General features: G+C 68.5%; 20 protein-coding genes and 1 pseudogene. 14 read left to right on the forward strand and 7 right to left on the reverse strand.

Going from position 1 to position 20,903, the window contains the following annotated elements:
* The first annotated feature begins 29 nt into the window (after positions 1 to 29).
* Positions 30 to 1,241: a hypothetical protein gene (locus tag ACOQPP_RS10545; protein WP_419166679.1), complete on the forward strand. Its 1,212-nt coding sequence runs from the start codon at positions 30 to 32 to the stop codon at positions 1,239 to 1,241.
* Positions 1,242 to 1,248: 7 nt separating this feature from the next.
* Here ACOQPP_RS10545 and ACOQPP_RS10550 read toward each other — a convergent pair whose 3' ends face one another.
* Together ACOQPP_RS10550 and ACOQPP_RS10555 are read right to left on the reverse strand one after the other, a co-directional pair.
* Positions 1,249 to 3,438, reverse strand: a complete 2,190-nt coding sequence (locus tag ACOQPP_RS10550) for a M56 family metallopeptidase (protein WP_420636486.1) — start codon at positions 3,436 to 3,438, stop codon at positions 1,249 to 1,251.
* Positions 3,435 to 3,818: a BlaI/MecI/CopY family transcriptional regulator gene (locus tag ACOQPP_RS10555; RefSeq protein WP_419166677.1), complete on the reverse strand. Its 384-nt coding sequence runs from the start codon at positions 3,816 to 3,818 to the stop codon at positions 3,435 to 3,437. The genes ACOQPP_RS10550 and ACOQPP_RS10555 overlap by 4 nt, the downstream gene beginning before the upstream one ends.
* Positions 3,819 to 4,037: 219 nt before the next feature.
* Here ACOQPP_RS10555 and ACOQPP_RS10560 point away from each other — a divergent pair, with 219 nt between their 5' ends.
* Positions 4,038 to 5,384: a hypothetical protein gene (locus ACOQPP_RS10560; protein ID WP_420636487.1), complete on the forward strand. Its 1,347-nt coding sequence runs from the start codon at positions 4,038 to 4,040 to the stop codon at positions 5,382 to 5,384.
* A gap of 189 nt (positions 5,385 to 5,573) precedes the next feature.
* Here the strand turns inward: ACOQPP_RS10560 and ACOQPP_RS10565 are convergent, their stop codons facing one another.
* Both ACOQPP_RS10565 and ACOQPP_RS10570 read right to left on the reverse strand, forming a co-directional pair.
* Positions 5,574 to 6,005, reverse strand: coding sequence for a PIN domain-containing protein (locus ACOQPP_RS10565; protein ID WP_419166675.1), 432 nt, complete (start codon positions 6,003 to 6,005; stop codon positions 5,574 to 5,576).
* Positions 6,002 to 6,283: an AbrB/MazE/SpoVT family DNA-binding domain-containing protein gene (locus ACOQPP_RS10570; RefSeq protein ID WP_419166674.1), complete on the reverse strand. Its 282-nt coding sequence runs from the start codon at positions 6,281 to 6,283 to the stop codon at positions 6,002 to 6,004. Before ACOQPP_RS10570 ends, ACOQPP_RS10565 begins: the two co-directional genes overlap by 4 nt.
* A 139-nt stretch (positions 6,284 to 6,422) precedes the next feature.
* Here ACOQPP_RS10570 and ACOQPP_RS10575 point away from each other — a divergent pair, with 139 nt between their 5' ends.
* The 7 genes and pseudogenes from ACOQPP_RS10575 (at position 6,423) to ACOQPP_RS10605 (ending at position 8,900) form a co-directional block, all read left to right on the forward strand.
* A complete protein-coding gene (locus tag ACOQPP_RS10575; RefSeq protein ID WP_419166673.1) occupies positions 6,423 to 6,656 on the forward strand; it encodes a hypothetical protein in 234 nt (77 codons plus the stop codon).
* On the forward strand, positions 6,653 to 7,075 hold the full coding sequence (locus ACOQPP_RS10580; RefSeq protein ID WP_419166672.1) for a type II toxin-antitoxin system VapC family toxin: 423 nt from the start codon (positions 6,653 to 6,655) through the stop codon (positions 7,073 to 7,075). The genes ACOQPP_RS10575 and ACOQPP_RS10580 overlap by 4 nt, the downstream gene beginning before the upstream one ends.
* Positions 7,076 to 7,237: 162 nt before the next feature.
* Positions 7,238 to 7,501 carry a type II toxin-antitoxin system RelB/DinJ family antitoxin gene (locus ACOQPP_RS10585; RefSeq protein WP_419167152.1) on the forward strand — a complete coding sequence of 88 codons (264 nt, stop codon included), beginning with the start codon at positions 7,238 to 7,240 and terminating at the stop codon, positions 7,499 to 7,501.
* Positions 7,470 to 7,718: pseudogene (locus ACOQPP_RS10590) on the forward strand (type II toxin-antitoxin system YafQ family toxin); the annotation flags it as partial. The gene ACOQPP_RS10585 and the pseudogene ACOQPP_RS10590, both read left to right, overlap by 32 nt.
* Before the next feature lie 214 nt (positions 7,719 to 7,932).
* Entirely contained in the window at positions 7,933 to 8,124 is a 192-nt protein-coding gene (locus ACOQPP_RS10595) for a hypothetical protein (protein ID WP_419166671.1), read from the forward strand.
* 56 nt (positions 8,125 to 8,180) lie between these two features.
* Positions 8,181 to 8,402 carry a HigA family addiction module antitoxin gene (locus ACOQPP_RS10600; RefSeq protein WP_420636507.1) on the forward strand — a complete coding sequence of 74 codons (222 nt, stop codon included), beginning with the start codon at positions 8,181 to 8,183 and terminating at the stop codon, positions 8,400 to 8,402.
* 105 nt (positions 8,403 to 8,507) lie between these two features.
* Positions 8,508 to 8,900 (forward strand): BrnA antitoxin family protein, encoded by a 393-nt coding sequence (locus tag ACOQPP_RS10605; RefSeq protein ID WP_419166670.1) that lies wholly within the window; start codon positions 8,508 to 8,510, stop codon positions 8,898 to 8,900.
* A 363-nt stretch (positions 8,901 to 9,263) separates the two neighbouring features.
* On the opposite strand, the gene ACOQPP_RS10610 is transcribed toward ACOQPP_RS10605, so the two are convergent.
* From ACOQPP_RS10610 to ACOQPP_RS10620, 3 genes are all read right to left on the reverse strand, one after another.
* A complete protein-coding gene (locus tag ACOQPP_RS10610) occupies positions 9,264 to 9,806 on the reverse strand; it encodes a response regulator transcription factor (protein ID WP_420636488.1) in 543 nt (180 codons plus the stop codon).
* Positions 9,761 to 11,605 carry an ATP-binding protein gene (locus ACOQPP_RS10615; protein ID WP_420636489.1) on the reverse strand — a complete coding sequence of 615 codons (1,845 nt, stop codon included), beginning with the start codon at positions 11,603 to 11,605 and terminating at the stop codon, positions 9,761 to 9,763. The genes ACOQPP_RS10610 and ACOQPP_RS10615 overlap by 46 nt, the downstream gene beginning before the upstream one ends.
* A 285-nt stretch (positions 11,606 to 11,890) precedes the next feature.
* A complete protein-coding gene (locus tag ACOQPP_RS10620; RefSeq protein WP_420636490.1) occupies positions 11,891 to 12,823 on the reverse strand; it encodes a site-specific integrase in 933 nt (310 codons plus the stop codon).
* A 312-nt stretch (positions 12,824 to 13,135) separates the two neighbouring features.
* Here ACOQPP_RS10620 and ACOQPP_RS10625 point away from each other — a divergent pair, with 312 nt between their 5' ends.
* The 5 genes from ACOQPP_RS10625 to ACOQPP_RS10645 all read left to right on the forward strand — a co-directional run.
* Positions 13,136 to 13,954 carry a choice-of-anchor R domain-containing protein gene (locus ACOQPP_RS10625; protein WP_420636491.1) on the forward strand — a complete coding sequence of 273 codons (819 nt, stop codon included), beginning with the start codon at positions 13,136 to 13,138 and terminating at the stop codon, positions 13,952 to 13,954.
* Between the two features lie 225 nt (positions 13,955 to 14,179).
* The gene (locus tag ACOQPP_RS10630; RefSeq protein ID WP_420636492.1) at positions 14,180 to 14,827 is read left to right on the forward strand and encodes a Calx-beta domain-containing protein; all 648 of its coding nucleotides are present in this window, start codon (positions 14,180 to 14,182) and stop codon (positions 14,825 to 14,827) included.
* Positions 14,775 to 19,850 carry a fibronectin type III domain-containing protein gene (locus tag ACOQPP_RS10635; RefSeq protein WP_420636493.1) on the forward strand — a complete coding sequence of 1,692 codons (5,076 nt, stop codon included), beginning with the start codon at positions 14,775 to 14,777 and terminating at the stop codon, positions 19,848 to 19,850. The genes ACOQPP_RS10630 and ACOQPP_RS10635 overlap by 53 nt, the downstream gene beginning before the upstream one ends.
* Positions 19,847 to 20,746 (forward strand): hypothetical protein, encoded by a 900-nt coding sequence (locus tag ACOQPP_RS10640; protein ID WP_420636494.1) that lies wholly within the window; start codon positions 19,847 to 19,849, stop codon positions 20,744 to 20,746. Before ACOQPP_RS10635 ends, ACOQPP_RS10640 begins: the two co-directional genes overlap by 4 nt.
* Positions 20,712 to 20,903 (forward strand): hypothetical protein (locus tag ACOQPP_RS10645; protein ID WP_420636495.1); only part of this gene is annotated, 192 nt, incomplete at its 3' end. The genes ACOQPP_RS10640 and ACOQPP_RS10645, both read left to right, overlap by 35 nt.

Consider the following 20,903-nt stretch of genomic DNA (forward strand, 5'->3'; position numbering starts at 1 on the left):
AGTGAAGTGAGAGGCGAGGAGCTGTAATCATGGCGGCAAACCCGAAGCATCTGCTGGTTTTCGCTCCGCTCTTCCTGTTCGGGGCCTGCGGCGACGCCGGGCAGGACGGGGCGATCGGCGCCCTGGGAACCCTCGAGGGTCCGGACGTGATGCTGGACGCCGTCACCGAAGAGGTCTTCACCGTCGGGTCGGTTGTCGGTGACGCGTGGGACACCTTCGGCAGCGTGAGTTCGGTGGCCTTCGACCGCGAGGGCAACCTGCACATCTTCGACTCCCAGGCCGAGCACATCCTGGTGGTCGGACGGGACGGATCGCTGCTGCGCACGGTGGGAGGACAGGGAGAGGGGCCGGGCGAGTTCGGCAACGTCGGCTCGGCCATCGTCGCCCGCGACGGCTCTTACACGGTGCTGGGCTTCTCGCAGGTCGATCTCTTCGGCCCCGGTGGAACCTTCGTGCGGCGCGTCCAGATGGATGCGATCCTCTTTTCCGGTTTGGCCCTCCCCGACGGCCGCCTGGTCGCCTCGAGCTACGTTTCGATGGAGGCGTCGTCGCGGGCGGCGAGTTCCCCCGACGAGGAGGGTCGGCCGATTCACCTCATCCCGCTGGACGGGACGGAGCCCGAGATCCTCTACACTGCCTGGGTTCTCCCCGAGGATGACGACGACGACGATTTCGACCTTGATTCGTCCAGGACTCTCCGCATGTCGGCGGGGCGCGCCTTCGAGCCGGGACTCTACTACGACGTGCTGACCGACGGCCGGCTCGCCCTTGCCGACTCGATCGGCTACCGCGTGAAGCTGATCGGACTCGACGGGAGCGTAACCGGAGTCATCGAGCGGCCGATTGCGCCGCTGGCCGTCGACGACGCGATCATGGAGGCGGAGCGCGAGCGCTACCGCGAATCCACCGCTCAGCTCCAAAATCTGCAAACGTCGTTCCAGGTAGAACGCGAAGGCGTGGAAGAGCTTGCCTTCGCAGACGAGGTGCCGGTCATCGGGGATGTCGAGGTCGACTGGGAGGACCGGATCTGGGTGACCCGAAGGGGAGCGGACGGCGCGCGCGATGGCCCCATCGACATCGTGACGCCGGACGGACGCTACGTCGGCACTCTGGCCGCGGATGGACTGCGGACCCCAGGTGCCTTCGGCCCGGACGGCCTGCTGGCCTACATCGAACGGGACGAGCTGGATGTGCCCACCGTCCGCGTGATTCGGCTGGTGTCGCTCGAACCGGAGGGCTGACGGAGCTCTATCGAGGGAGTCGGAAGCGGAAGGCGACGACCGTGTGCACCTCGAAGGTCGGGTCCATGACGACGCCGACGATGACGTCTTCGCCGAAGAACGGCGGCGGATCCGCCAGCAATGGCGCCGGCACGACGACGGTGCCCGCGTAGCTTCCGTCGTATTCCAGAACATCGTAGTGCCGCAACGAGGCCATGCCTTCCGCCGGCCAGCGCTCGACCCACATGCGGTCGGAGGCTCCCACGTGGATGGAGTTGAAGGCCGGCAGCGAGTCCGGGATCTCGCCCCGAAGGATCTCCGGCGCAACGTGAACGACTTCGTCCAGCGGGACAGGAAGTGAATCGATGCGCGCGTCGAGCGCTCTCATGCTGTCCGCGCGTTCGGCCCGCGGCACTGCGCGGCGTTTCATCTCCGGGCCCTCGATCGTCCTGAGAGGTTCGCGGCCCAGGGCAAACTCGTGGAGCCGGTACGTCTCCCCATCGCCCACGATGATCGTCCCGTGCCCGGTCATGTCCCAATCCGCGCGGGGAGCGAAGGGGGCGCTGTTCAGTCCGTCGACCATTCGGCCGCCGCCACCCGGGCCGACCCTGTAGTAGGCCGTCGGCGATCTCGAAAGGTCCCCCATCTCGGGCACGTGGACCGTGTCGCTCATGAGCCCGCCTGCACCGTATGTCATATAAAAGTACTCCGTAGATTCATGCCTCCAGCTGTAGTGCGGGTAGTAGTAGATGTCGTCGACCAGCCGAGCCCGCCAAGAGTCGGCGTTGGCGTACGGCGGGATGCTCCACGTCTCGGCCACGGAGTCCGGATACGCCGACAGAGCACTCGTGGCGAAAGTGGTGATCCGGGAGCCCCGCACGAAGAGCTTTCCATCGGCGGCGGGCAGGATGTCGACCGGCCATGTGAACTCGCCGGGGCCCTCGCCTTCCCGTCCGATCCAGGCCATGAACTCGCCATCGGGGTCGAACACACGAACCGATGGCGTGAGGCGGTCAGCGACGTATATCCGCCCTTGCCGATCGGCGGCAACAGACGTGACGTCGCCGAAGATGTACTCGTCGCTCTCGGCTCCGATGCCGGAACTCCCGATGCGGGCGCTGACGACCGCCGTGACGGTGTCGGCCGGGACGCTCCGGACCGGACGGGCGACGGCGGCGGACATGCCCGCAATGCTGATTGCCACGGCAACCAGCCCGGCCGCCATGGTGCTCCGATGTCGGGGATGCGCGTTGAGGATCGCCAGGACTCTCTTTTCCAACGGGGGGTGCGCGCGCTGGCCCATCGGTAGAGACAGCGCCGGACGCTCGGTGTGCGCGTCCGCCGCCAGAGCGAGCAGGTGGGTCGCGTAGTCCGACGGGCGCGTGCCGAGGGCCAGCACCTTCTCGTCGCAGGCCTCTTCGCGCGCCACCGCCGCGAAGCGTGCCGCCAACCAGGTCAGCGGATGGATCCAGTAGATGGCGACCACGACCCGGGCCATGAACTGCCGGAGCACATCGCGCCGGTGCACGTGGGTCATCTCATGCGTCAGCACGACGCTCCACCGCTCGCGGGACCATTCTGCCGAGGATGTCGGAAGCAGAACGACAGGCCTCCATATGCCGCCCGTCATCGGGGTGGTGGCCGTCGGGCTGACGAGGAGCCGGACGTCGCCCCGAATCCCCAGCCGGCGGCGGACCGCTTCCGCCTGTCGAAGCCCGCTGGGATCGCGGAGCGGACTCGCTCCGCGAACAAGTCGCGCGCACCGCACGGCGCCCACTCCCAGCGAGACCAGCGCGGCGGTGCAGCCGATGCCCCAGAGCAGAAGTGCAAGCGGGATCGAGCGCGGTGGCGACACCGGATCCGCCACTGCGACCGCCGCGGATCCGGCCTTCGGCAACGGTGTGTCGGGGGCAGGAAGCGTGACGCGCGCATCTGTGGCGACATCGAGCGCGGGGGCCTCCACCAACGGCGACGGGCGCTGCGGGGCCGGGCTGCCGGAGGAGGGCAGGATGGGCACGTCCCACGAGGGGCCGAGGAGGCTCAGGGCGGGCAGTCCCAGGAGGAGGGCGAAGGTCATCGTCCACAGCAGATGACGCACGCCGGCGGAACCCTTTCGAGCGAGCCAGGCAAGAGCCAGCGCCGCCGACAGCAGGATCGTGGCCCTGATGACGAGGCCGGGCATGCCCAGGGAGTCCGGAGCGAGCAGCGAGTCCATCATCGTCCTGCCTCGGACGCCTGGTCGATCAGCGCCTTGATGCGGGCTCGCTCAGCCGGGGTGAGCCTGGTCTCCTCCAGCTCGAGCAGCGAGGCGACGGCGCCTTCCACCGAGCCGCCGAAGAACGTCTTGAGTACGTGCCGCATGGCCGAACTTCGCGCCCTTTGTGCGGACACCGTGGGTGAGTAGACGTACCGAGGCCCGTTCCACTCCGCTGACAGGTGTCCCTTCTCGACGAGAATCCTCAGCACCGAGCGAACGGCCGAGTCGCCGGGCGGGTCGGTCATTCGCTCGCGGATGTGGGCGGCGGTGACAGCGCCCGACTCGTGGACGATGTCCATGGCTTCGCGCTCGCGTCTGCTGAGCTGCGGCAGCTCGGTCAATTCGGCCTCACCTGTCCGGGCGGTGGAGGCGAGCAACGGGGTCCGGCGCCCGCCGGGACCCTCATGGTAAACCGATGATGCGGAAAAATCAACGGCACGTTGAAATTTCCGCGTAGAGTGAGGGCGTGACGAAACGAGACTGCGATTGCGGGACAACCCTCGCGTTGGCCGAAACGTCGGATCGGTGGCCCCACACCCAACGCCACGCGAGAGATTGCAATGAATGCCACCAGACTCGCCCCGATCATCTCGTCTCTGCTCATGGTCACCCTGGGCGCGGTCCCTGCCCTCCAGTCCCAGGAGGTGATCGAACTTCCGGGGCGGGACCAGCGGATCGACGCCGAGTTTGAGGAGGTCTACCGAGTCGGGGTCCTCGACGGCGAATCCTGGGAGATGTTCGCCCGGATCACCAAGGTGGCTTTCGATGCGGCGGGGAATCTGTACGTCTTTGATGGGACTCCCGGCCGGCTCGGTTCAGGAGAGGTGCGGGTCCTGGTGTTTGACGGCGGGGGAGGCTTTCTGCGCGAGTTCGGTTCATCGGGTGGCGGGCCCGGCGAGTTCAACCGGCCAGTCGACTTCGCGGTGCTTAGGGATGGAACCGTGGTGGTGAGCGACGCCGGCCACCGCGCGTACCAACTCTTTGACGCATCCGGCAGCTTCCATCGCTTTGTCCGCGCCGGGAGCGAGCCCGACGGTGTGCCGGTGTTGGGGCAGAGGATTCACCCCGATCCTCGCGGTGGAGCCGTCTTCGCTTTCGCCGGGGACAGGCCAGGCATCGCTGCCAGCAGTCTGATGGGAGGACTCCGAAGTCTCATGGGCGGAGATCCAACGGTCCCGCCCATGTCCCGTCCCGTCCTGCGGGTTGAACTCGACGGTGAGGTCGTGCACACGGACACGGTGGTCAAGGGATGGCTGCCTCGGCGAGGCGATCTGGATGACCAGGTGCCGAATGACGCCCCCGCCCAGGTTCGAGACATGCTGGGAACCATGCAGATGCCCGCCATATTCGAGCCAGCGCTCCTGGTGGGCGTCCTCCCGGATGGCGGCATCGTTCATTCGGATTCTTCCGCGTACGCACTGAAGGTCACGCCGCCGGATGCGCGGGGAATCGCACGCATCCTCCGGAGGCCCCTGCGGCCCCAACCCGTGACGCCGGCGATCGAGAGGGACTACCGACAACGCACCGCCGCCGCCCGGGAGGGACTCGGCAGAGCGACGACGGGTCTCAGGATGCTGGAATTCCGCCAGCGCGGTGACGGCAACAGGCCCCAGGGCACGATCAATGTCGAGATCGAAGAGTCGTACTACCACGAAATCCCGGTCCTCCGCAGCCTGGTTACTACATGGGACGGCCGCATCTGGGTGCAGCGCAGGGGAGAGGAGCCGGGAAGCGACGGGCCGATCGATGTCTTGACGGCCGGAGGGGAGTACGTCGGCACCTATCCCGCCAGCGCGACCGAGCTGCCTGATGCCTTCGGCCCGGACGGACTGGCAGCATTCATCGAGCTTGACGAATTCGACGTGGCCCGTGTGGTCGTGCGGAGGCTGCCAGCCGAGGTTCGGTGAGCCGCGCGCGTATCGAGGAGTTTCCACACTTCGTCGAACTCCTGAAGACCTACGAGGACGGCTTCGTAACCGGAGAACTGGAAGCCTTGAGGCTTTCAGGGACTGCTGGTTCGGCGAGATGGCGAGACCGTGTACCAGATGAATCTCGCGGATGGCAACTGACGCGGGCAGCATCTGCCGGTTCGATCGTCAGAGGGGCGCCTCGATGCCGATCTCGCGTGCCACCGCGGCGAAGTGGCGGACGTTCCAGGTGATGATCGTCGAGGCGCGGGCCTTCAGCGCGCATGCCGCGATGAGCATGTCGTACGTCTGTCCGCCGATCACTCCGCTTCGCTGTGCTCTGCGCAGCGCGCGCCAGGTCTCGGCCGCCGTAAGGTGCACGACCGGCGTTTCGCCCCAGTTCGCCTCCAGCAGCGCGAGGGCGTCCGCGGATCGCAGACGATTCGGTCCGGGTAGCCGGGTGAGGACCGCGTACGTTTCCGCCAGCGAATGAGCGGCAAGCACAAGCTCTTCGCCGGCGCGCTCGCGTCGCTCGATCTCGGCGCGGGTTCGCGCGTGGTGTTCATGCCAGGAGCAGACGGTCGCGACGAGGGCGCTTGTGTCGCAGAGATAACGGGTCACCCGGCCCCTTGAGTCCCGCCCGCCGAGGGTGCGCCGGAGCGGAGGCCGGCGGTCGTCTCCTCGACCTCCGCCGCCGTCAGGACGGGCCGTCCCTCTCGCGGCACCGCGACCACGGCGGAGCCATGCCGTTCAAGCGAGACGTCCAGCGGTACGGGTTCGATCTCGACGCGGCCGTCCCGAACCCGGAATCGGACGCGGGTTCCGGGGCGTAACCGGCTCGCCTCCCGAACCGCCTTGGGCACAACCAGGCGGCCAGCTTTGTCGATGGTAGTTTCCATGGTAATAACCATGCCATACTTGGTGCCATCGATCAAGGTCTTGAGCGGGCGGACGGGACAGCAGATCCGGTGGTTTGCGAGGATGCGCGATAGTGTGTAATCTTTACACACTGCCCGACGTACTTGGGAGGAGAACGACATGGCTCGACGGGTCAACATCATGATGGACGATGACTCGTGGCGTGTGCTGCAGAGGCTGCCGCGCGGTACCCGAAGCCGCGCCGTCAACGCTGCCATCCGCGAGTGGTCGGGCGCTTCCAGGAAGCGGGACGCCTCCGCCCGGATGGACGCATTGCGAGCGCGATTGCCCGCAGTCGAGACCGACCGGATCGTCCGATGGATACGGGAGGAGCGGGAGCAACGGCTGCCGTGATCGTAACGCCGGACGCGTCGGTTCTTCTCAAGTGGGTTCTTCCGGGCGACGACGAGCAGGACACGGATGCGGCGCTCGCGCTGCGTGAGGAGGCGGTGGCGGGGACCCTCGATCTGGTCGTTCCGCAACTCTGGATCTACGAGGTGGGCAACACGCTGGCGAGGCGGTTTCCCGACGACGCCGAGGCGCTCCTGGCATCGCTGGCCGACTTCGGCCTGACGGAGGCGCGGCTCGACGCAAACTGGAGAATGCGCGCCGTGTCTCTGTCTGTGACGTACGGAGTCGCATTCTACGACGCGGCGTACCATGCCGTGGCGCTTGGCCTCGGGGGTGTGTTTGTGACGGCGGACGAACGATATGTGCGTCGCGCCTCGAGAGCCGGGAGCATCTCGTCGCTACGGCTTTGGCGAACCCGCTGAGGTAACGTTCATGACGTCTCGGCTCCGAAGCTGGTGGAGAGGCCGGAGCACATCGTGGCGCCATGGCGGCCTGAACGCAGCCGAGGTTGACCGGCCCCCCACCGATGGCGAGAATATATCTCAATTGCGATACAGGAGGCCCGGATGACGACACATAGTTCGATGCTCCACGTGCGGATGGACACCGAGACGAAGCGGAAGGCGACGACCGCACTGGCGGCCATGGGGCTGACGGCCTCGGAGGCCGTGCGGCTGTTCTTCCACCGAATCGCGGTCGATCAGGCCTTCCCTCTCGAACTCAAGGTGCCGAACGCCGAGACCCGCAGGGCCATGGCCGAGTCGGAAGAGATGATGAGGCGGGGGACGGCCCGATTCGCGAGCGCAGACGAGATGTTTGCGGAGCTTGAAGAAGCCGGCGACCAGTAAGCGGACGCGCCCGCCTCGGCGGGTGGATTTCACGCGTGGCTTCCTGAAGGACTGGGAACGCCTTTCGCGTTCCGGCGGATACGACATGAACCGGCTCAAGTCGGTTATGCTCCACCTCATCGCCAACGAGACTCCGCTCGGTTCTGAACGGCGAGATCACGCGCTGAAGGGCGCATGGGCGAATCACCGGGAGTGCCATGTCGGCGGGGACTTCCTCAAGAAGGACATCTGTCCGGCAACTGGCTGCCGCAAGCCATCTTTCCCGACCCGTGCCGCGAGCCGTAGCTTCCGACTTCAGCACCAACCCTTCCTGACGCTCCTGCCCAGCGTGCTGATGCTCGCCTGGTTTCACGGCGGACCCGGGCGGCAAGATGTGCCGCGGAGCGAAAGATCGGCATCGGGACCAATCTGGTGCTGTGCGCGTCCGTGTTGTGCGCGCACTTCGGAAACTCGGGCACCTGGACGAGGCCGAATCGGAGCTGACGGAAGCGCTCCGGCTGTACCCCGGGGATCCGCACAGCCACTTCGAGATGGCGCTGGTGCTCGAGGCCCGCGAGACGGCGGACGTGGATTTCGAGCCGACTCGGGAGGCGCGGGAGAAGCTGGGGGACTTGGAGCGGTGAATGAGTAGGGGTTTGTTGCCTCGGACGGACTCGCTACTCGGGACGAACCGCTGGGTCTGACCGTGACGCGGGCGGCCGAGGGCCTGGGCGTTATTCGGCAGGCGCTTTCGGAGTTGTTGAACGGGCGCACGGGGGTATCGGCCGAGATGGCGATCCGGCTGTCGAAGGCCTTCGGCTCGGCGCCCGAGACCCGGCTGGGGATGCAGATGGCGTACGATCTCTGGCAGGCACGCGGTCACGCCGGGGAGATCACGGTGGAACGCTTTGTGGCGGTCTGATCGATCTCGTGGTTGCAGAGTCAGCCTGCGGCCGTTCTCGCGCCACTCGATCTGGTAAAGGTGGAACCCGTTGCTGCAACTACAATCTATATGTATAATTGGTCGATGGAAGTCGAGTGGGACGAGACCAGGAACCAGACGAACATCCGCAAGCACGGCATCGGGTTCGACACCGCCAGGCGAATCTTCGAGGGGACCGTCGCGACGTCGCCCGACCGTCGCCGGGACTACGGCGAGGACCGCCACATCAGCATTGGCCGGGTGGAGAGCATCGATTTCAGCGACATACCGGAACTGGACGAGGAATTCTGGGAGCGGGCGAAACTCGTCGAGCCCGATCGCACCGACCAGATCACCATGCGCGTCAAACGCTCCGTGCTGGCCTATTTCAAGGCTCCGGGAAAGGGCTACCAGACGCGAATGAACCGCGTACTGGAGAGCTACGTGCGGCACAGGACGGGGGAATCCGCCGACACCGGGGAGGGCGCGGGCCACTGACGGAGTGTGGCCACGGGGGGTCGGCGGACCGCAGGTGGCGCGAATCACGGCAAGGAATGACGTAAGTTCAAACAGGACTGCACGATCTGCCATTCTTGCCGTTTGACGAGATCTGACTCCTCCGTGTCACTATAGCTGGAAGAACGGGATCGATTGGCGGGAATCGGTCGCGTCAGTCTCGTCTTCGCCGACATCGCCGAGCTTGGGAGCTTGACTTCCAATAGTCCCGCCCGTCGTCCCTGAGGCGCTGTAGCGCACCGATGGCCCTATTTGATGATTCCTCCCCGTAGAGTAACCCTTCAAGACCTAACCAGGGCAAGGCTGGTGGCGCGTAACCCGACACCCGACAGTGGATGCTGCCCGCTACCGCAGCGGAGGCCCGAGGCCCGCGGCGAAGCGGTAGCCGATGCCGTGCGCGTTGAAGATGTAGGCCGGGTCGGCCGCGTCGTCGCCGAGCTTCTTGCGGAGCTTCTTGAGGGCGGTGCGCACGCGGTCGGTGTCGCCGGAGCCCCGGCGCCCCCACACCTTCCGGAGTAGCGCCTCCGTGGTCACGACCCGTCCCCCGCCTGCCGACAGGACGCGCAGCAGGTCGAACTCCGTGGCCGTGAGCCGGATCTCTCGGCCGGCCACGGTGACGCGGCGCCGGCCGAAGTCGACGGCGAGTTCCCCGCACGCGAACGTCTCGGGCCGGGCGTGTGCGCGCAGCGCCGCCTGGACGCGCGCCAGCAGTTCGGTATGGGAGAACGGCTTGACGATGTAGTCGGCCGCGCCGCTCGCGAGCGCTTTGGCGATCGTCTCGTCCCGGCCGTAGCCGGAGATGAAGATGACCGGGAGGTCGGCGAGCGCGGGGATGTGCTTCATCAGCTCGATCCCGTCGGTCCCGGGGAGGATGAGGTCGAGCAGCACGAGGCGGGGCTTCTCGGCGCGGATGATGCGGGCGACCTCGTCCGGGCTCGCCCGTCGCGACCGGGGCGTAGCCCGCGTCGGAGAGGATGTCGCGCACGTAGCGGAGCGTGTGCGGATCGTCGTCCACGACGAGGATGCGACCCTTGTCCCCCTGCCTCCCGGCCCGGCCGGACGGCGCGCTCGGATGGGGCCGCCTCGGGTGCGGCCGCCCCGGCCGCGGGGATCGTGAACGTGAAGCGTGCGCCCTGGCCCGTCCCCCCGCTCTCGGCGCGGATGCGGCCGCCGTGCGCCTCGACGAGTCCCTTGCAGATCGCGAGCCCAAGGCCGGTGCCTCCGGCCGGGCTGGCGCGCTTGCGGAACAGGTGCGGCAGCCGGTCCGGCGGGATGCCGCGGCCCTCGTCCGAGACCGAGATCGCGATATGGCCGTCCTCGCGCGCCGCTTCGAGGCGGATCGGCGAGGAGGGCGGAGCGTGACGGGCCGCGTTCGACAGCAGGTTGTTCAGCACCTGCACGATGCGTTCGCGGTCGGCCATCGCCCGCGGCAGGTCGGGCGGCAGGTCGATCATGACGGCATGGCGGCCTCCGCCGCTCAGGAACGTGTTGCGTGCCCGGTCCACCAGGGCCGCCACGTCCGAGGACTCGGGCTGGACGGTGAGCGTGCCCGCCTCGATGCTGCCGGCGTCCAGCAGGTCCGCGATCAGGCCCCGCATGTGGTCGGCCTGCCCGCCGATGATGCGGAAGAACTGCACCATCTCGGCCTGGGACGGGAGCGTGGCGGCGTCCAGCACGGTCGCCGCCGAGCCCTTGATCGAGGTGAGCGGGGCGCGCAGTTCATGGCTCACCATGCCGAGGAACTCCGCCCGCTGCCGCTCCAGCTCCTCGAGCGGCTCCAGGTCCTGCATGGTGACGACGACCGACACGACGCCTCCGTCCGGCGAACGGATCGGCGTGACGTTCAAGAGCGTCCGGACGCTCCGCCCGTCGGGCACCGAGAGCTCGACCTCCTCGGCGCGCATCGTCTCCGCGCTCCCGAGCTGCCGGGACAGGGGGAGCTCTTCGAGGGAGACCTCCCGTCCATCCGCGTGCCGGCACGTGATCACGTCGAGCAGTTGCTCCGGTGGGCGGCCCGGGGTGCGGAGGTGCTCGACGATGCGCCGCGCCTCGCGGTTGAACGAAACCGCATGGCCTGTTGCGGCGTCGAACACCGCCACGCCGACCGGCGAGGTCTCGACCAGGGCCTCGAGGTCGGCACGCGCCCGCTCCACCTCGCGGTGCGTGCGCGCGTTGGCGATCGCCGTCGCCGCCTGCGAGGCGAACAGGACCAGCATCTCCTCGTCCGCGTCGGTGAACGTCTCGCCGTCCTCCTTGTCGGCCAGGAAGAAGCTGCCGAGATGCTCGCCCCCTCGGCGCATCGGGGTCCCCTGCATCGTCCGCGAGCCCCAGGGGTTCGGGGAGAGGCCGAGCGAGCGGAGGTAGTCGTCAACGTCCGCCACCCGGAGAGGGGCGGGAAGGTCGCGGAGGTGCCGGAAGAGCCGTTCGCCGTCGGGCCACTCGTCCATCTTCCGGCGCTCCTCGGGAGAAAGCCCGGAGGTGACGAAGTCCTCGACCCGGCCCCGGCCGTCGATCGTCGTGATCACGCCGGCGCGGGCGCCGGTCAGAGCCCGCGCGCTATCGACCACCTCTTCAAGCACGGTGGCGAGGTCGAGGCTCGCGCTGATGCGCAGGATCGCCGCGCTCAGCCGCGATGTGCGGTCACCGGACGCTCCGTTTCCGGGGCCGGCAGGGACTGGATCGCTCAATGCTCCACTCGCTTCCGAAGGGTGGGCCGGAGCCGAAAAAGGCTCCGGCCGGTCGGTCCGGCAGCGTTCCGCCGAATCGGGAGGGAAGTGGAGGATAGCGGGTTTTGCGAAAAAAGCCACTAACGGGCCACGACCTGCACCCGCGTAGTCACGATCTGCTCACCACTTATCGGCTATCTTTGAAAAATAGCTCGCGATAACTGGTAGTTATCGAGCGCTATCCTGCCGGTGACAACGATAATCATTCGGAGTCATCGGCACCAAGGGTTCTGCCCGGCGGGCCTCTCACCGGCGCTTCTGCAGCCGCGCCAGCTGGGCGGCGCCGTTGCGCTTCGCGAGCAGCCGCTCGCCGTAGCGCTGCACCATCCGGGGACTCCTCCAGCGCCCGGCCTGCATGATGGCCGCGATGCCGATTCCCGAGGCGATCATGTCCTGGGCCGCGCCCACCCGGGGGCTGTGCCCGGAGAGCCTCCGCACGACCTTCGCCGGGAGCCCGGCGCGCTCGGCCATGGCCTTGTAGATGCGCGGCACCTGGCTCCCGTGGAGCGCCCCGCCGACGCTCCCGTCCTTGCGCATCGAGCGGAAGAGCGGCCCCTCGCCGATCCCGCTCGCGCCGAGCCACTCCTTGAGCATCCTCACGCTGTCGCGGTGCAGGTACAGCACCGCCCCGCCGCCCTCCGGATCGGTCTTCGCGCGGCGCACGAGCAGCGAGGCCGAACCGCCCCTATCCATCGTCACGTCAACGACTTGCAGCGCCACGAGCTCGGAGCGCCGCAGCATGGCGTCGTAGGCCACGGCCAGGATCGCGCGGTTCCTGATGTCGATCAGGCGCTCCCCGCCGCCGGCGGCCTCGATCAGGCGCCGCCGGAGCGCCCAGGTCAGGCCCTCCACCTGTTCCTGCCGGCTCCCCTTGCGCCGGCGCATTCGGCTCAGGGCGCGCCGCACCGTGGCGTGCTCCGCCGGGCTCCGTTTCCCGGCCGCCTTGTGCACGGCGGCGATGCTCGAGACGTAGCGCCGCACGGTGGCGGGCGCGCGCACGCTCTCCATCGCCTCGACGTAGGCCACGACCGTGGCCGCGCGCGCGGGCAGCGGACTCGAGCCCCGCTCGGCGCACCACGCCGCGAACCGTTCCAGGTCGGCTCTCAGCGCCCGCACGGTGTTGCCGCTGAGGTAGCCGTCGTCGGCGGCTTCCAGGACCTCGACCAGGCGCTCGCCCATTTGTGACCACGAAGTGGCCGGGTCGGGAAGGGGGGTCACGATTCCGGTGCTGAAACGGACATAAACGACTCCGGTACAAGGATATACGCGCAGAGCACTTTGCGCTCGATAACTACCAGTTATCGCGAGCTATCGAGCACGAGCGGTGGGAGGGTCCAAATGGAAGTTAGGTAGGCAGGCGAGTCAGCGGGGCGCCCGACATCCTTGCCCGGCTGTCATTCATCGAGGAGAGAGGCGAATGAGCGGTCGAACGGGGATAGCCGGGTGCGGCGTGCGACGGGATGCGGTCGCGAGCGCGGAGCGCCCACCGCCATGACTGCGCCTCGCGCGCGCGGGCCTGTCCGCTCCGCCCCTGCGCTGGCCGCCGCAGCGCTGCTCGCGCTCACCGGCGCGCTCGCCCTCCCCGCCGCGGCCCAGGACCAGACCGCCGTGCTGGTCAGCAATACGGAGCAACGCAGCTTGGTGACGCAGCCTCTTCGTGACGGCGTCGCGTACGGCCAGACCTTCACGGTCGGCGCTGATGGTGGCAACTACACGCTGAGCTCGATCGAGATCGTGAAGGGTAACGCTGGTATTTCGTCGGCGGACATGGATTTGCTGACTGTCGCCATCTGGTCTACCCATGCGTCGGGGGCAAGCGCAGGGCACCCGGATAGTCCGCTTTACACGCTGACCAAGCCGGCGAGCATCGTAGCAAGGCTTGAGCACCTGGTGAGGTTTGACGCTCCCCCCAACTCAACGCTGGGGGCGGGCAAGACGTATGCCGTGGTCATGATCTACAACGAAGTCGATCGCCAATGCCGGCAGCTCACCCGGCTGGGATTGGGTGAACGACCACCGCTGAAGATGCGAACCCGGCGTCCGGTTGGTCTATCGGCAATACGGGACACACGCCGTGCGGCCGGGTCTACAAGCTGGCGTCGCCAGCTCGGGGGACTGTTAGCAAGGCGCTACGCGATCCGCGTCAACGGCACCGCTGGCGGCGGCGAGCCGGTCTGGTCCGCGACCATGACGGCGGGCGACACTCCGGCGGGGCACGGCTACGACGACGACCGGCACGCCCGCGATCGGGACGCTCGACGACGACGATTTCGATTACGGGTCCACCCCGGCGACCACCCTTTTCTATAGGGTCCTTGCCATCGACGTGGCGACGAATGTCGTCAGATTCGTCGTCGACGGCGCAGCCTTCCGACAGGACGACGCCCTGACGCTGGAGTTGGGCGGGCACGCGCTCGCATCCTCGGATCGAATCCCTATCGGCATCGGCATTGGCGGAAGGACGTCGGTATTGGATCCGTTCCGGCCGCACTGGACGATCTGGCGGCCGAGTTTCCGCTCGGGAGCACGGCGACGGTGTGCCTGCGCACGGACACGCAGGTGTGTCCGTTGGGGCGCATCGTGGCGTCGGAGCTGCGGGTGGCGGATGACGTCTCGGCGGAGGAAGGCGAGAACCTGACCTTCACGGTGGAGCTGTCGCCGGCGAGCGAGGTGTTCGCGGGGACGGTGACGGTGGACTGGGCCACCTCGGAGGGCACGGCCACCTCGGGCACGGACTTCTCGGCGGGTTCGGGGACGCTGACCTTCGCGCCGGGCGTCACGGAGCAGACGTTCACGGTGGCGACGATCGAGGACATGACGGACGAGGACCACGAGACCTTCACGGTGACGTTGTCGAACGCGACCAGCGCGGCGATTTCGGGCGCGACGGCGACGGGCACGATCGAGAACGACGACTGGCCGCCATTGGCCTGGTCCACGACCCTGACGGTGGGAAATGACTTTTTGGCTGTTGAACACTACGGCTACCACGCCTCGACCGGTTCGCTCTCCACCGACGAGGACTTTGAGGTACAGGTCGGCCACCTATGTGGTGGAGCAGGTCACGGTGACCACGGGCCGGGAGGTGTTTTTCAATCTCGACAGGAGCGGACTTCCGACAGAAGACGTCATGACGCTGGAGATCGACGGGCACGAGTTCCCGTTCGGGGACAGAAAGTCTGAATCTACCGATAAGACTTGGGTGTGGGATGCTCCGGCGGATCTGCACGACCCGGCGACCAATTTTCCGGTCGGCTCCACGGTGCTCGTGTGTCTGCGCACCGAGGGGGAGGTGTGTCGGACCCCGACGCCGATGCTGAGCGTGGCGGACGTCTCGGCGGCGGAAGGCGAGGACCTGACCTTCACGGCGAGGCTGTCGCTGCCGAGCACGGAGACGGTGACGGTGGACTGGGCGACCTCGGGCGGCACGGCGGTCTCGGGCACGGACTTCACGGAGGGCATGGGGACGCTGACCTTCGAGCCGGGCGCCAGGGAGCAGACGTTCACGGTATCGACGACCGAGGACATGACGGTGGAGGAAGACGAGACCTTCACGGTGATGTTGTCGAACGCGACTGTCGCGATTTCGGTCGCGACGGCGACGGGCACGATCAAGAACGACGACTATCCGCCATTGGCCTGGTCGACGACCCTGACGGTGGGAAATTTCAGCAACGTTCTGTTCGGCTACCGCCCCGGCACTGGTTCGCTCTCCGACGACGATTTTGAGTTCGGGTCGGCCACCTATGAGGTAACCAACGTCGGGGTGTACATTGACGGGCGAGAACCTGATGTCACCTATGTGCGGTTGAATGTCAACCTGGCCGGACTTCCTAACATCCTGACGCTGGAGATCGATGGGCACCAGTTCCCGTTCGACAAAACGGTTCGCAGCACCGGTACCTTTTGGCTGTGGCTTGCTCCGACGGCTCTGCACGACCCGGCGACCAATTTTCCGGTCGGCTCCACGGCGACCGTGTGCCTGTACACCGAGGGGAACGCGTGTCCGACGGACGGCAACGCGGCGCCGACGTTCAGCTCGGATGCGACGTTCGACGCGGCGGAGAACCAGACGGTGGCCGGCGCGGTGCTGGCGACGGACTCCGACGCGGGCGACGACGTGACGGGCTACGAGATCACCGGCGGGGCGGATGACGCGTTCTTCTCGATCGGGGCGACGGACGGGGCGCTGACGTTCGACGCGGCGCCCAACTACGAGGACGCGAAGGACCAGGACACCGGCAACACCTACGTGGTGGTAGTGACGGCGACGAGCGGCGCGGGGGAGCGGGAGAAGACGGCGACGCAGACGATCACGGTGACGGTGACCGACGTGGACACGGAGGCGCCGGGCAAGCCGGACGCGCCGGCGGTGTCGGCGGCGTCGGTGACGAGCCTGACCGTGACGTGGACGGCGCCGGCCAACGCGGGCCCGGCGATCACCGACTACGACTACCGCCACCGGACGACCTCGCCGGAGGGCGCGTGGACGGAGGTGACCGGCACGACGATCACGACGCTGTCGGCGACGATCGGGAGCCTGGCCGAGAACACGTCCTACGACGTGCAGGTGCGGGCGACCAACGACGAGGGCACGGGCTCGTGGTCGGACTCGGGCTCGGGCCGGACGGACGCGAACGCGGCGCCGACGTTCAGCTCGGATGCGACGTTCGACGCGGCGGAGAACCAGACGGTGGCCGGCACGGTGCTGGCGACGGACAGCGACACGGGCGACGACGTGACGGGCTACGAGATCACCGGCGGGGCGGATGACGCGTTCTTCTCGATCGGGGCGACGGACGGGGCGCTGACGTTCGACGCGGCGCCCAACTACGAGGACGCGAAGGACCAGGACACCGGCAACACCTACGTGGTGGTAGTGACGGCGACGAGCGGCGCGGGGGAGCGGGAGAAGACGGCGACGCAGACGATCACGGTGACGGTGACCGACGTGGACACGGAGGCGCCGGGCAAGCCGGACGCGCCGGCGGTGTCGGCGGCGTCGGTGACGAGCCTGACCGTGACGTGGACGGCGCCGGCCAACGCGGGCCCGGCGATCACGGACTACGACTACCGCCACCGGACGACCTCGCCGGAGGGCGCGTGGACGGAGGTGACCGGCACGACGATCACGACGCTGTCGGCGACGATCGGGAGCCTGGCCGAGAACACGTCCTACGACGTGCAGGTGCGGGCCACGAACGACGAGGGCACGGGCTCGTGGTCGGACTCGGGCTCGGGCCGGACGGACGCGAACGCGGCGCCGACGTTCAGCTCGGATGCGACGTTCGACGCGGCGGAGAACCAGACGGTGGCCGGCGCGGTGCTGGCGACGGACAGCGACGCGGGCGACGACGTGACGGGCTACGAGATCACCGGCGGGGCGGATGACGCGTTCTTCTCGATCGGGGCGACGGACGGGGCGCTGACGTTCGACGCGGCGCCCAACTACGAGGACGCGAAGGACCAGGACACCGGCAACACCTACGTGGTGGTAGTGACGGCGACGAGCGGCGCGGGGGAGCGGGAGAAGACGGCGACGCAGACGATCACGGTGACGGTGACCGACGTGGACACGGAGGCGCCGGGCAAGCCGGACGCGCCGGCGGTGTCGGCGGCGTCGGTGACGAGCCTGACCGTGACGTGGACGGCGCCGGCCAACGCGGGCCCGGCGATCACCGACTACGACTACCGCCACCGGACGACCTCGCCGGAGGGCGCGTGGACGGAGGTGACCGGCACGACGATCACGACGCTGTCGGCGACGATCGGGAGCCTGGCCGAGAACACGTCCTACGACGTGCAGGTGCGGGCGACCAACGACGAGGGCACGGGCTCGTGGTCGGACTCGGGCTCGGGCCGGACGGACGCGAACGCGGCGCCGACGTTCAGCTCGGATGCGACGTTCGACGCGGCGGAGAACCAGACGGTGGCCGGCGCGGTGCTGGCGACGGACAGCGACGCGGGCGACGACGTGACGGGCTACGAGATCACCGGCGGGGCGGATGACGCGTTCTTCTCGATCGGGGCGACGGACGGGGCGCTGACGTTCGACGCGGCGCCCAACTACGAGGACGCGAAGGACCAGGACACCGGCAACACCTACGTGGTGGTAGTGACGGCGACGAGCGGCGCGGGGGAGCGGGAGAAGACGGCGACGCAGACGATCACGGTGACGGTGACCGACGTGGACACGGAGGCGCCGGGCAAGCCGGACGCGCCGGCGGTGTCGGCGGCGTCGGTGACGAGCCTGACCGTGACGTGGACGGCGCCGGCCAACGCGGGCCCGGCGATCACGGACTACGACTACCGCCACCGGACGACCTCGCCGGAGGGCGCGTGGACGGAGGTGACCGGCACGACGATCACGACGCTGTCGGCGACGATCGGGAGCCTGGCCGAGAACACGTCCTACGACGTGCAGGTGCGGGCGACCAACGACGAGGGCACGGGCTCGTGGTCGGACTCGGGCTCGGGCCGGACGGACGCGAACGCGGCGCCGACGTTCAGCTCGGATGCGACGTTCGACGCGGCGGAGAACCAGACGGTGGCCGGCGCGGTGCTGGCGACGGACAGCGACGCGGGCGACGACGTGACGGGCTACGAGATCACCGGCGGGGCGGATGACGCGTTCTTCTCGATCGGGGCGACGGACGGGGCGCTGACGTTCGACGCGGCGCCCAACTACGAGGACGCGAAGGACCAGGACACCGGCAACACCTACGTGGTGGTAGTGACGGCGACGAGCGGCGCGGGGGAGCGGGAGAAGACGGCGACGCAGACGATCACGGTGACGGTGACCGACGTGGACACGGAGGCGCCGGGCAAGCCGGACGCGCCGGCGGTGTCGGCGGCGTCGGTGACGAGCCTGACCGTGACGTGGACGGCGCCGGCCAACGCGGGCCCGGCGATCACGGACTACGACTACCGCCACCGGACGACCTCGCCGGAGGGCGCGTGGACGGAGGTGACCGGCACGACGATCACGACGCTGTCGGCGACGATCGGGAGCCTGGCCGAGAACACGTCCTACGACGTGCAGGTGCGGGCGACCAACGACGAGGGCACGGGCTCGTGGTCGGACTCGGGCTCGGGCCGGACGGACGCGAACGCGGCGCCGACGTTCAGCTCGGATGCGACGTTCGACGCGGCGGAGAACCAGACGGTGGCCGGCGCGGTGCTGGCGACGGACAGCGACGCGGGCGACGACGTGACGGGCTACGAGATCACCGGCGGGGCGGATGACGCGTTCTTCTCGATCGGGGCGACGGACGGGGCGCTGACGTTCGACGCGGCGCCCAACTACGAGGACGCGAAGGACCAGGACACCGGCAACACCTACGTGGTGGTAGTGACGGCGACGAGCGGCGCGGGGGAGCGGGAGAAGACGGCGACGCAGACGATCACGGTGACGGTGACCGACGTGGACACGGAGGCGCCGGGCAAGCCGGACGCGCCGGCGGTGTCGGCGGCGTCGGTGACGAGCCTGACCGTGACGTGGACGGCGCCGGCCAACGCGGGCCCGGCGATCACCGACTACGACTACCGCCACCGGACGACCTCGCCGGAGGGCGCGTGGACGGAGGTGACCGGCACGACGATCACGACGCTGTCGGCGACGATCGGGAGCCTGGCCGAGAACACGTCCTACGACGTGCAGGTGCGGGCGACCAACGACGAGGGCACGGGCTCGTGGTCGGACTCGGGCTCGGGCCGGACGGACGCGAACGCGGCGCCGACGTTCAGCTCGGATGCGACGTTCGACGCGGCGGAGAACCAGACGGTGGCCGGCGCGGTGCTGGCGACGGACAGCGACGCGGGCGACGACGTGACGGGCTACGAGATCACCGGCGGGGCGGATGACGCGTTCTTCTCGATCGGGGCGACGGACGGGGCGCTGACGTTCGACGCGGCGCCCAACTACGAGGACGCGAAGGACCAGGACACCGGCAACACCTACGTGGTGGTAGTGACGGCGACGAGCGGCGCGGGGGAGCGGGAGAAGACGGCGACGCAGACGATCACGGTGACGGTGACCGACGTGGACACGGAGGCGCCGGGCAAGCCGGACGCGCCGGCGGTGTCGGCGGCGTCGGTGACGAGCCTGACCGTGACGTGGACGGCGCCGGCCAACGCGGGCCCGGCGATCACGGACTACGACTACCGCCACCGGACGACCTCGCCGAGGGCGCGTGGACGGAGGTGACCGGCACGACGATCACGACGCTGTCGGCGACGATCGGGAGCCTGGCCGAGAACACGTCCTACGACGTGCAGGTGCGGGCGACCAACGACGAGGGCACGGGCTCGTGGTCGGACTCGGGCTCGGGCCGGACGGACGCGAACGCGGCGCCGACGTTCAGCTCGGATGCGACGTTCGACGCGGCGGAGAACCAGACGGTGGCCGGCGCGGTGCTGGCGACGGACAGCGACGCGGGCGACGACGTGACGGGCTACGAGATCACCGGCGGGGCGGATGACGCGTTCTTCTCGATCGGGGCGACGGACGGGGCGCTGACGTTCGACGCGGCGCCCAACTACGAGGACGCGAAGGACCAGGACACCGCCGGCAACACCTACGTGGTGGTAGTGACGGCGACGAGCGGCGCGGGGGAGCGGGAGAAGACGGCGACGCAGACGATCACGGTGACGGTGACCGACGTGGACACGGAGGCGCCGGGCAAGCCGGACGCGCCGGCGGTGTCGGCGGCGTCGGTGACGAGCCTGACCGTGACGTGGACGGCGCCGGCCAACGCGGGCCCGGCGATCACCGACTACGACTACCGCCACCGGACGACCTCGCCGGAGGGCGCGTGGACTGGAGGTGACCGGCACGACGATCACGACGCTGTCGGCGACGATCGGGAGCCTGGCCGAGAACACGTCCTACGACGTGCAGGTGCGGGCGACCAACGACGAGGGCACGGGCTCGTGGTCGGACTCGGGCTCGGGCCGGACGGACGCGAACGCGGCGCCGACGTTCAGCTCGGATGCGACGTTCGACGCGGCGGAGAACCAGACGGTGGCCGGCGCGGTGCTGGCGACGGACAGCGACGCGGGCGACGACGTGACGGGCTACGAGATCACCGGCGGGGCGGATGACGCGTTCTTCTCGATCGGGGCGACGGACGGGGCGCTGACGTTCGACGCGGCGCCCAACTACGAGGACGCGAAGGACCAGGACACCGGCAACACCTACGTGGTGGTAGTGACGGCGACGAGCGGCGCGGGGGAGCGGGAGAAGACGGCGACGCAGACG

The sequence above is a fragment of the Candidatus Palauibacter sp. genome, assembly GCF_965222475.1.
In the GTDB taxonomy this organism is placed as follows: Bacteria; Gemmatimonadota; Gemmatimonadetes; order Palauibacterales; family Palauibacteraceae; genus Palauibacter.

Coding starts and splice junctions, on each gene's coding strand:
- ACOQPP_RS10620 (WP_420636490.1), bottom strand. CDS start 12,823: ATGGGCGAGCGCCTGGTCGAGGTCCTGGAAGCCGCCGACGACGGCTAC.
- ACOQPP_RS10560 (WP_420636487.1), top strand. CDS start 4,038: ATGAATGCCACCAGACTCGCCCCGATCATCTCGTCTCTGCTCATGGTC.
- ACOQPP_RS10625 (WP_420636491.1), top strand. CDS start 13,136: ATGACTGCGCCTCGCGCGCGCGGGCCTGTCCGCTCCGCCCCTGCGCTG.
- ACOQPP_RS10545 (WP_419166679.1), top strand. CDS start 30: ATGGCGGCAAACCCGAAGCATCTGCTGGTTTTCGCTCCGCTCTTCCTG.
- ACOQPP_RS10575 (WP_419166673.1), top strand. CDS start 6,423: ATGGCTCGACGGGTCAACATCATGATGGACGATGACTCGTGGCGTGTG.
- ACOQPP_RS10605 (WP_419166670.1), top strand. CDS start 8,508: ATGGAAGTCGAGTGGGACGAGACCAGGAACCAGACGAACATCCGCAAG.
- ACOQPP_RS10635 (WP_420636493.1), top strand. CDS start 14,775: ATGACGCTGGAGATCGACGGGCACGAGTTCCCGTTCGGGGACAGAAAG.
- ACOQPP_RS10585 (WP_419167152.1), top strand. CDS start 7,238: ATGCTCCACGTGCGGATGGACACCGAGACGAAGCGGAAGGCGACGACC.
- ACOQPP_RS10550 (WP_420636486.1), bottom strand. CDS start 3,438: ATGATGGACTCGCTGCTCGCTCCGGACTCCCTGGGCATGCCCGGCCTC.
- ACOQPP_RS10570 (WP_419166674.1), bottom strand. CDS start 6,283: ATGGAAACTACCATCGACAAAGCTGGCCGCCTGGTTGTGCCCAAGGCG.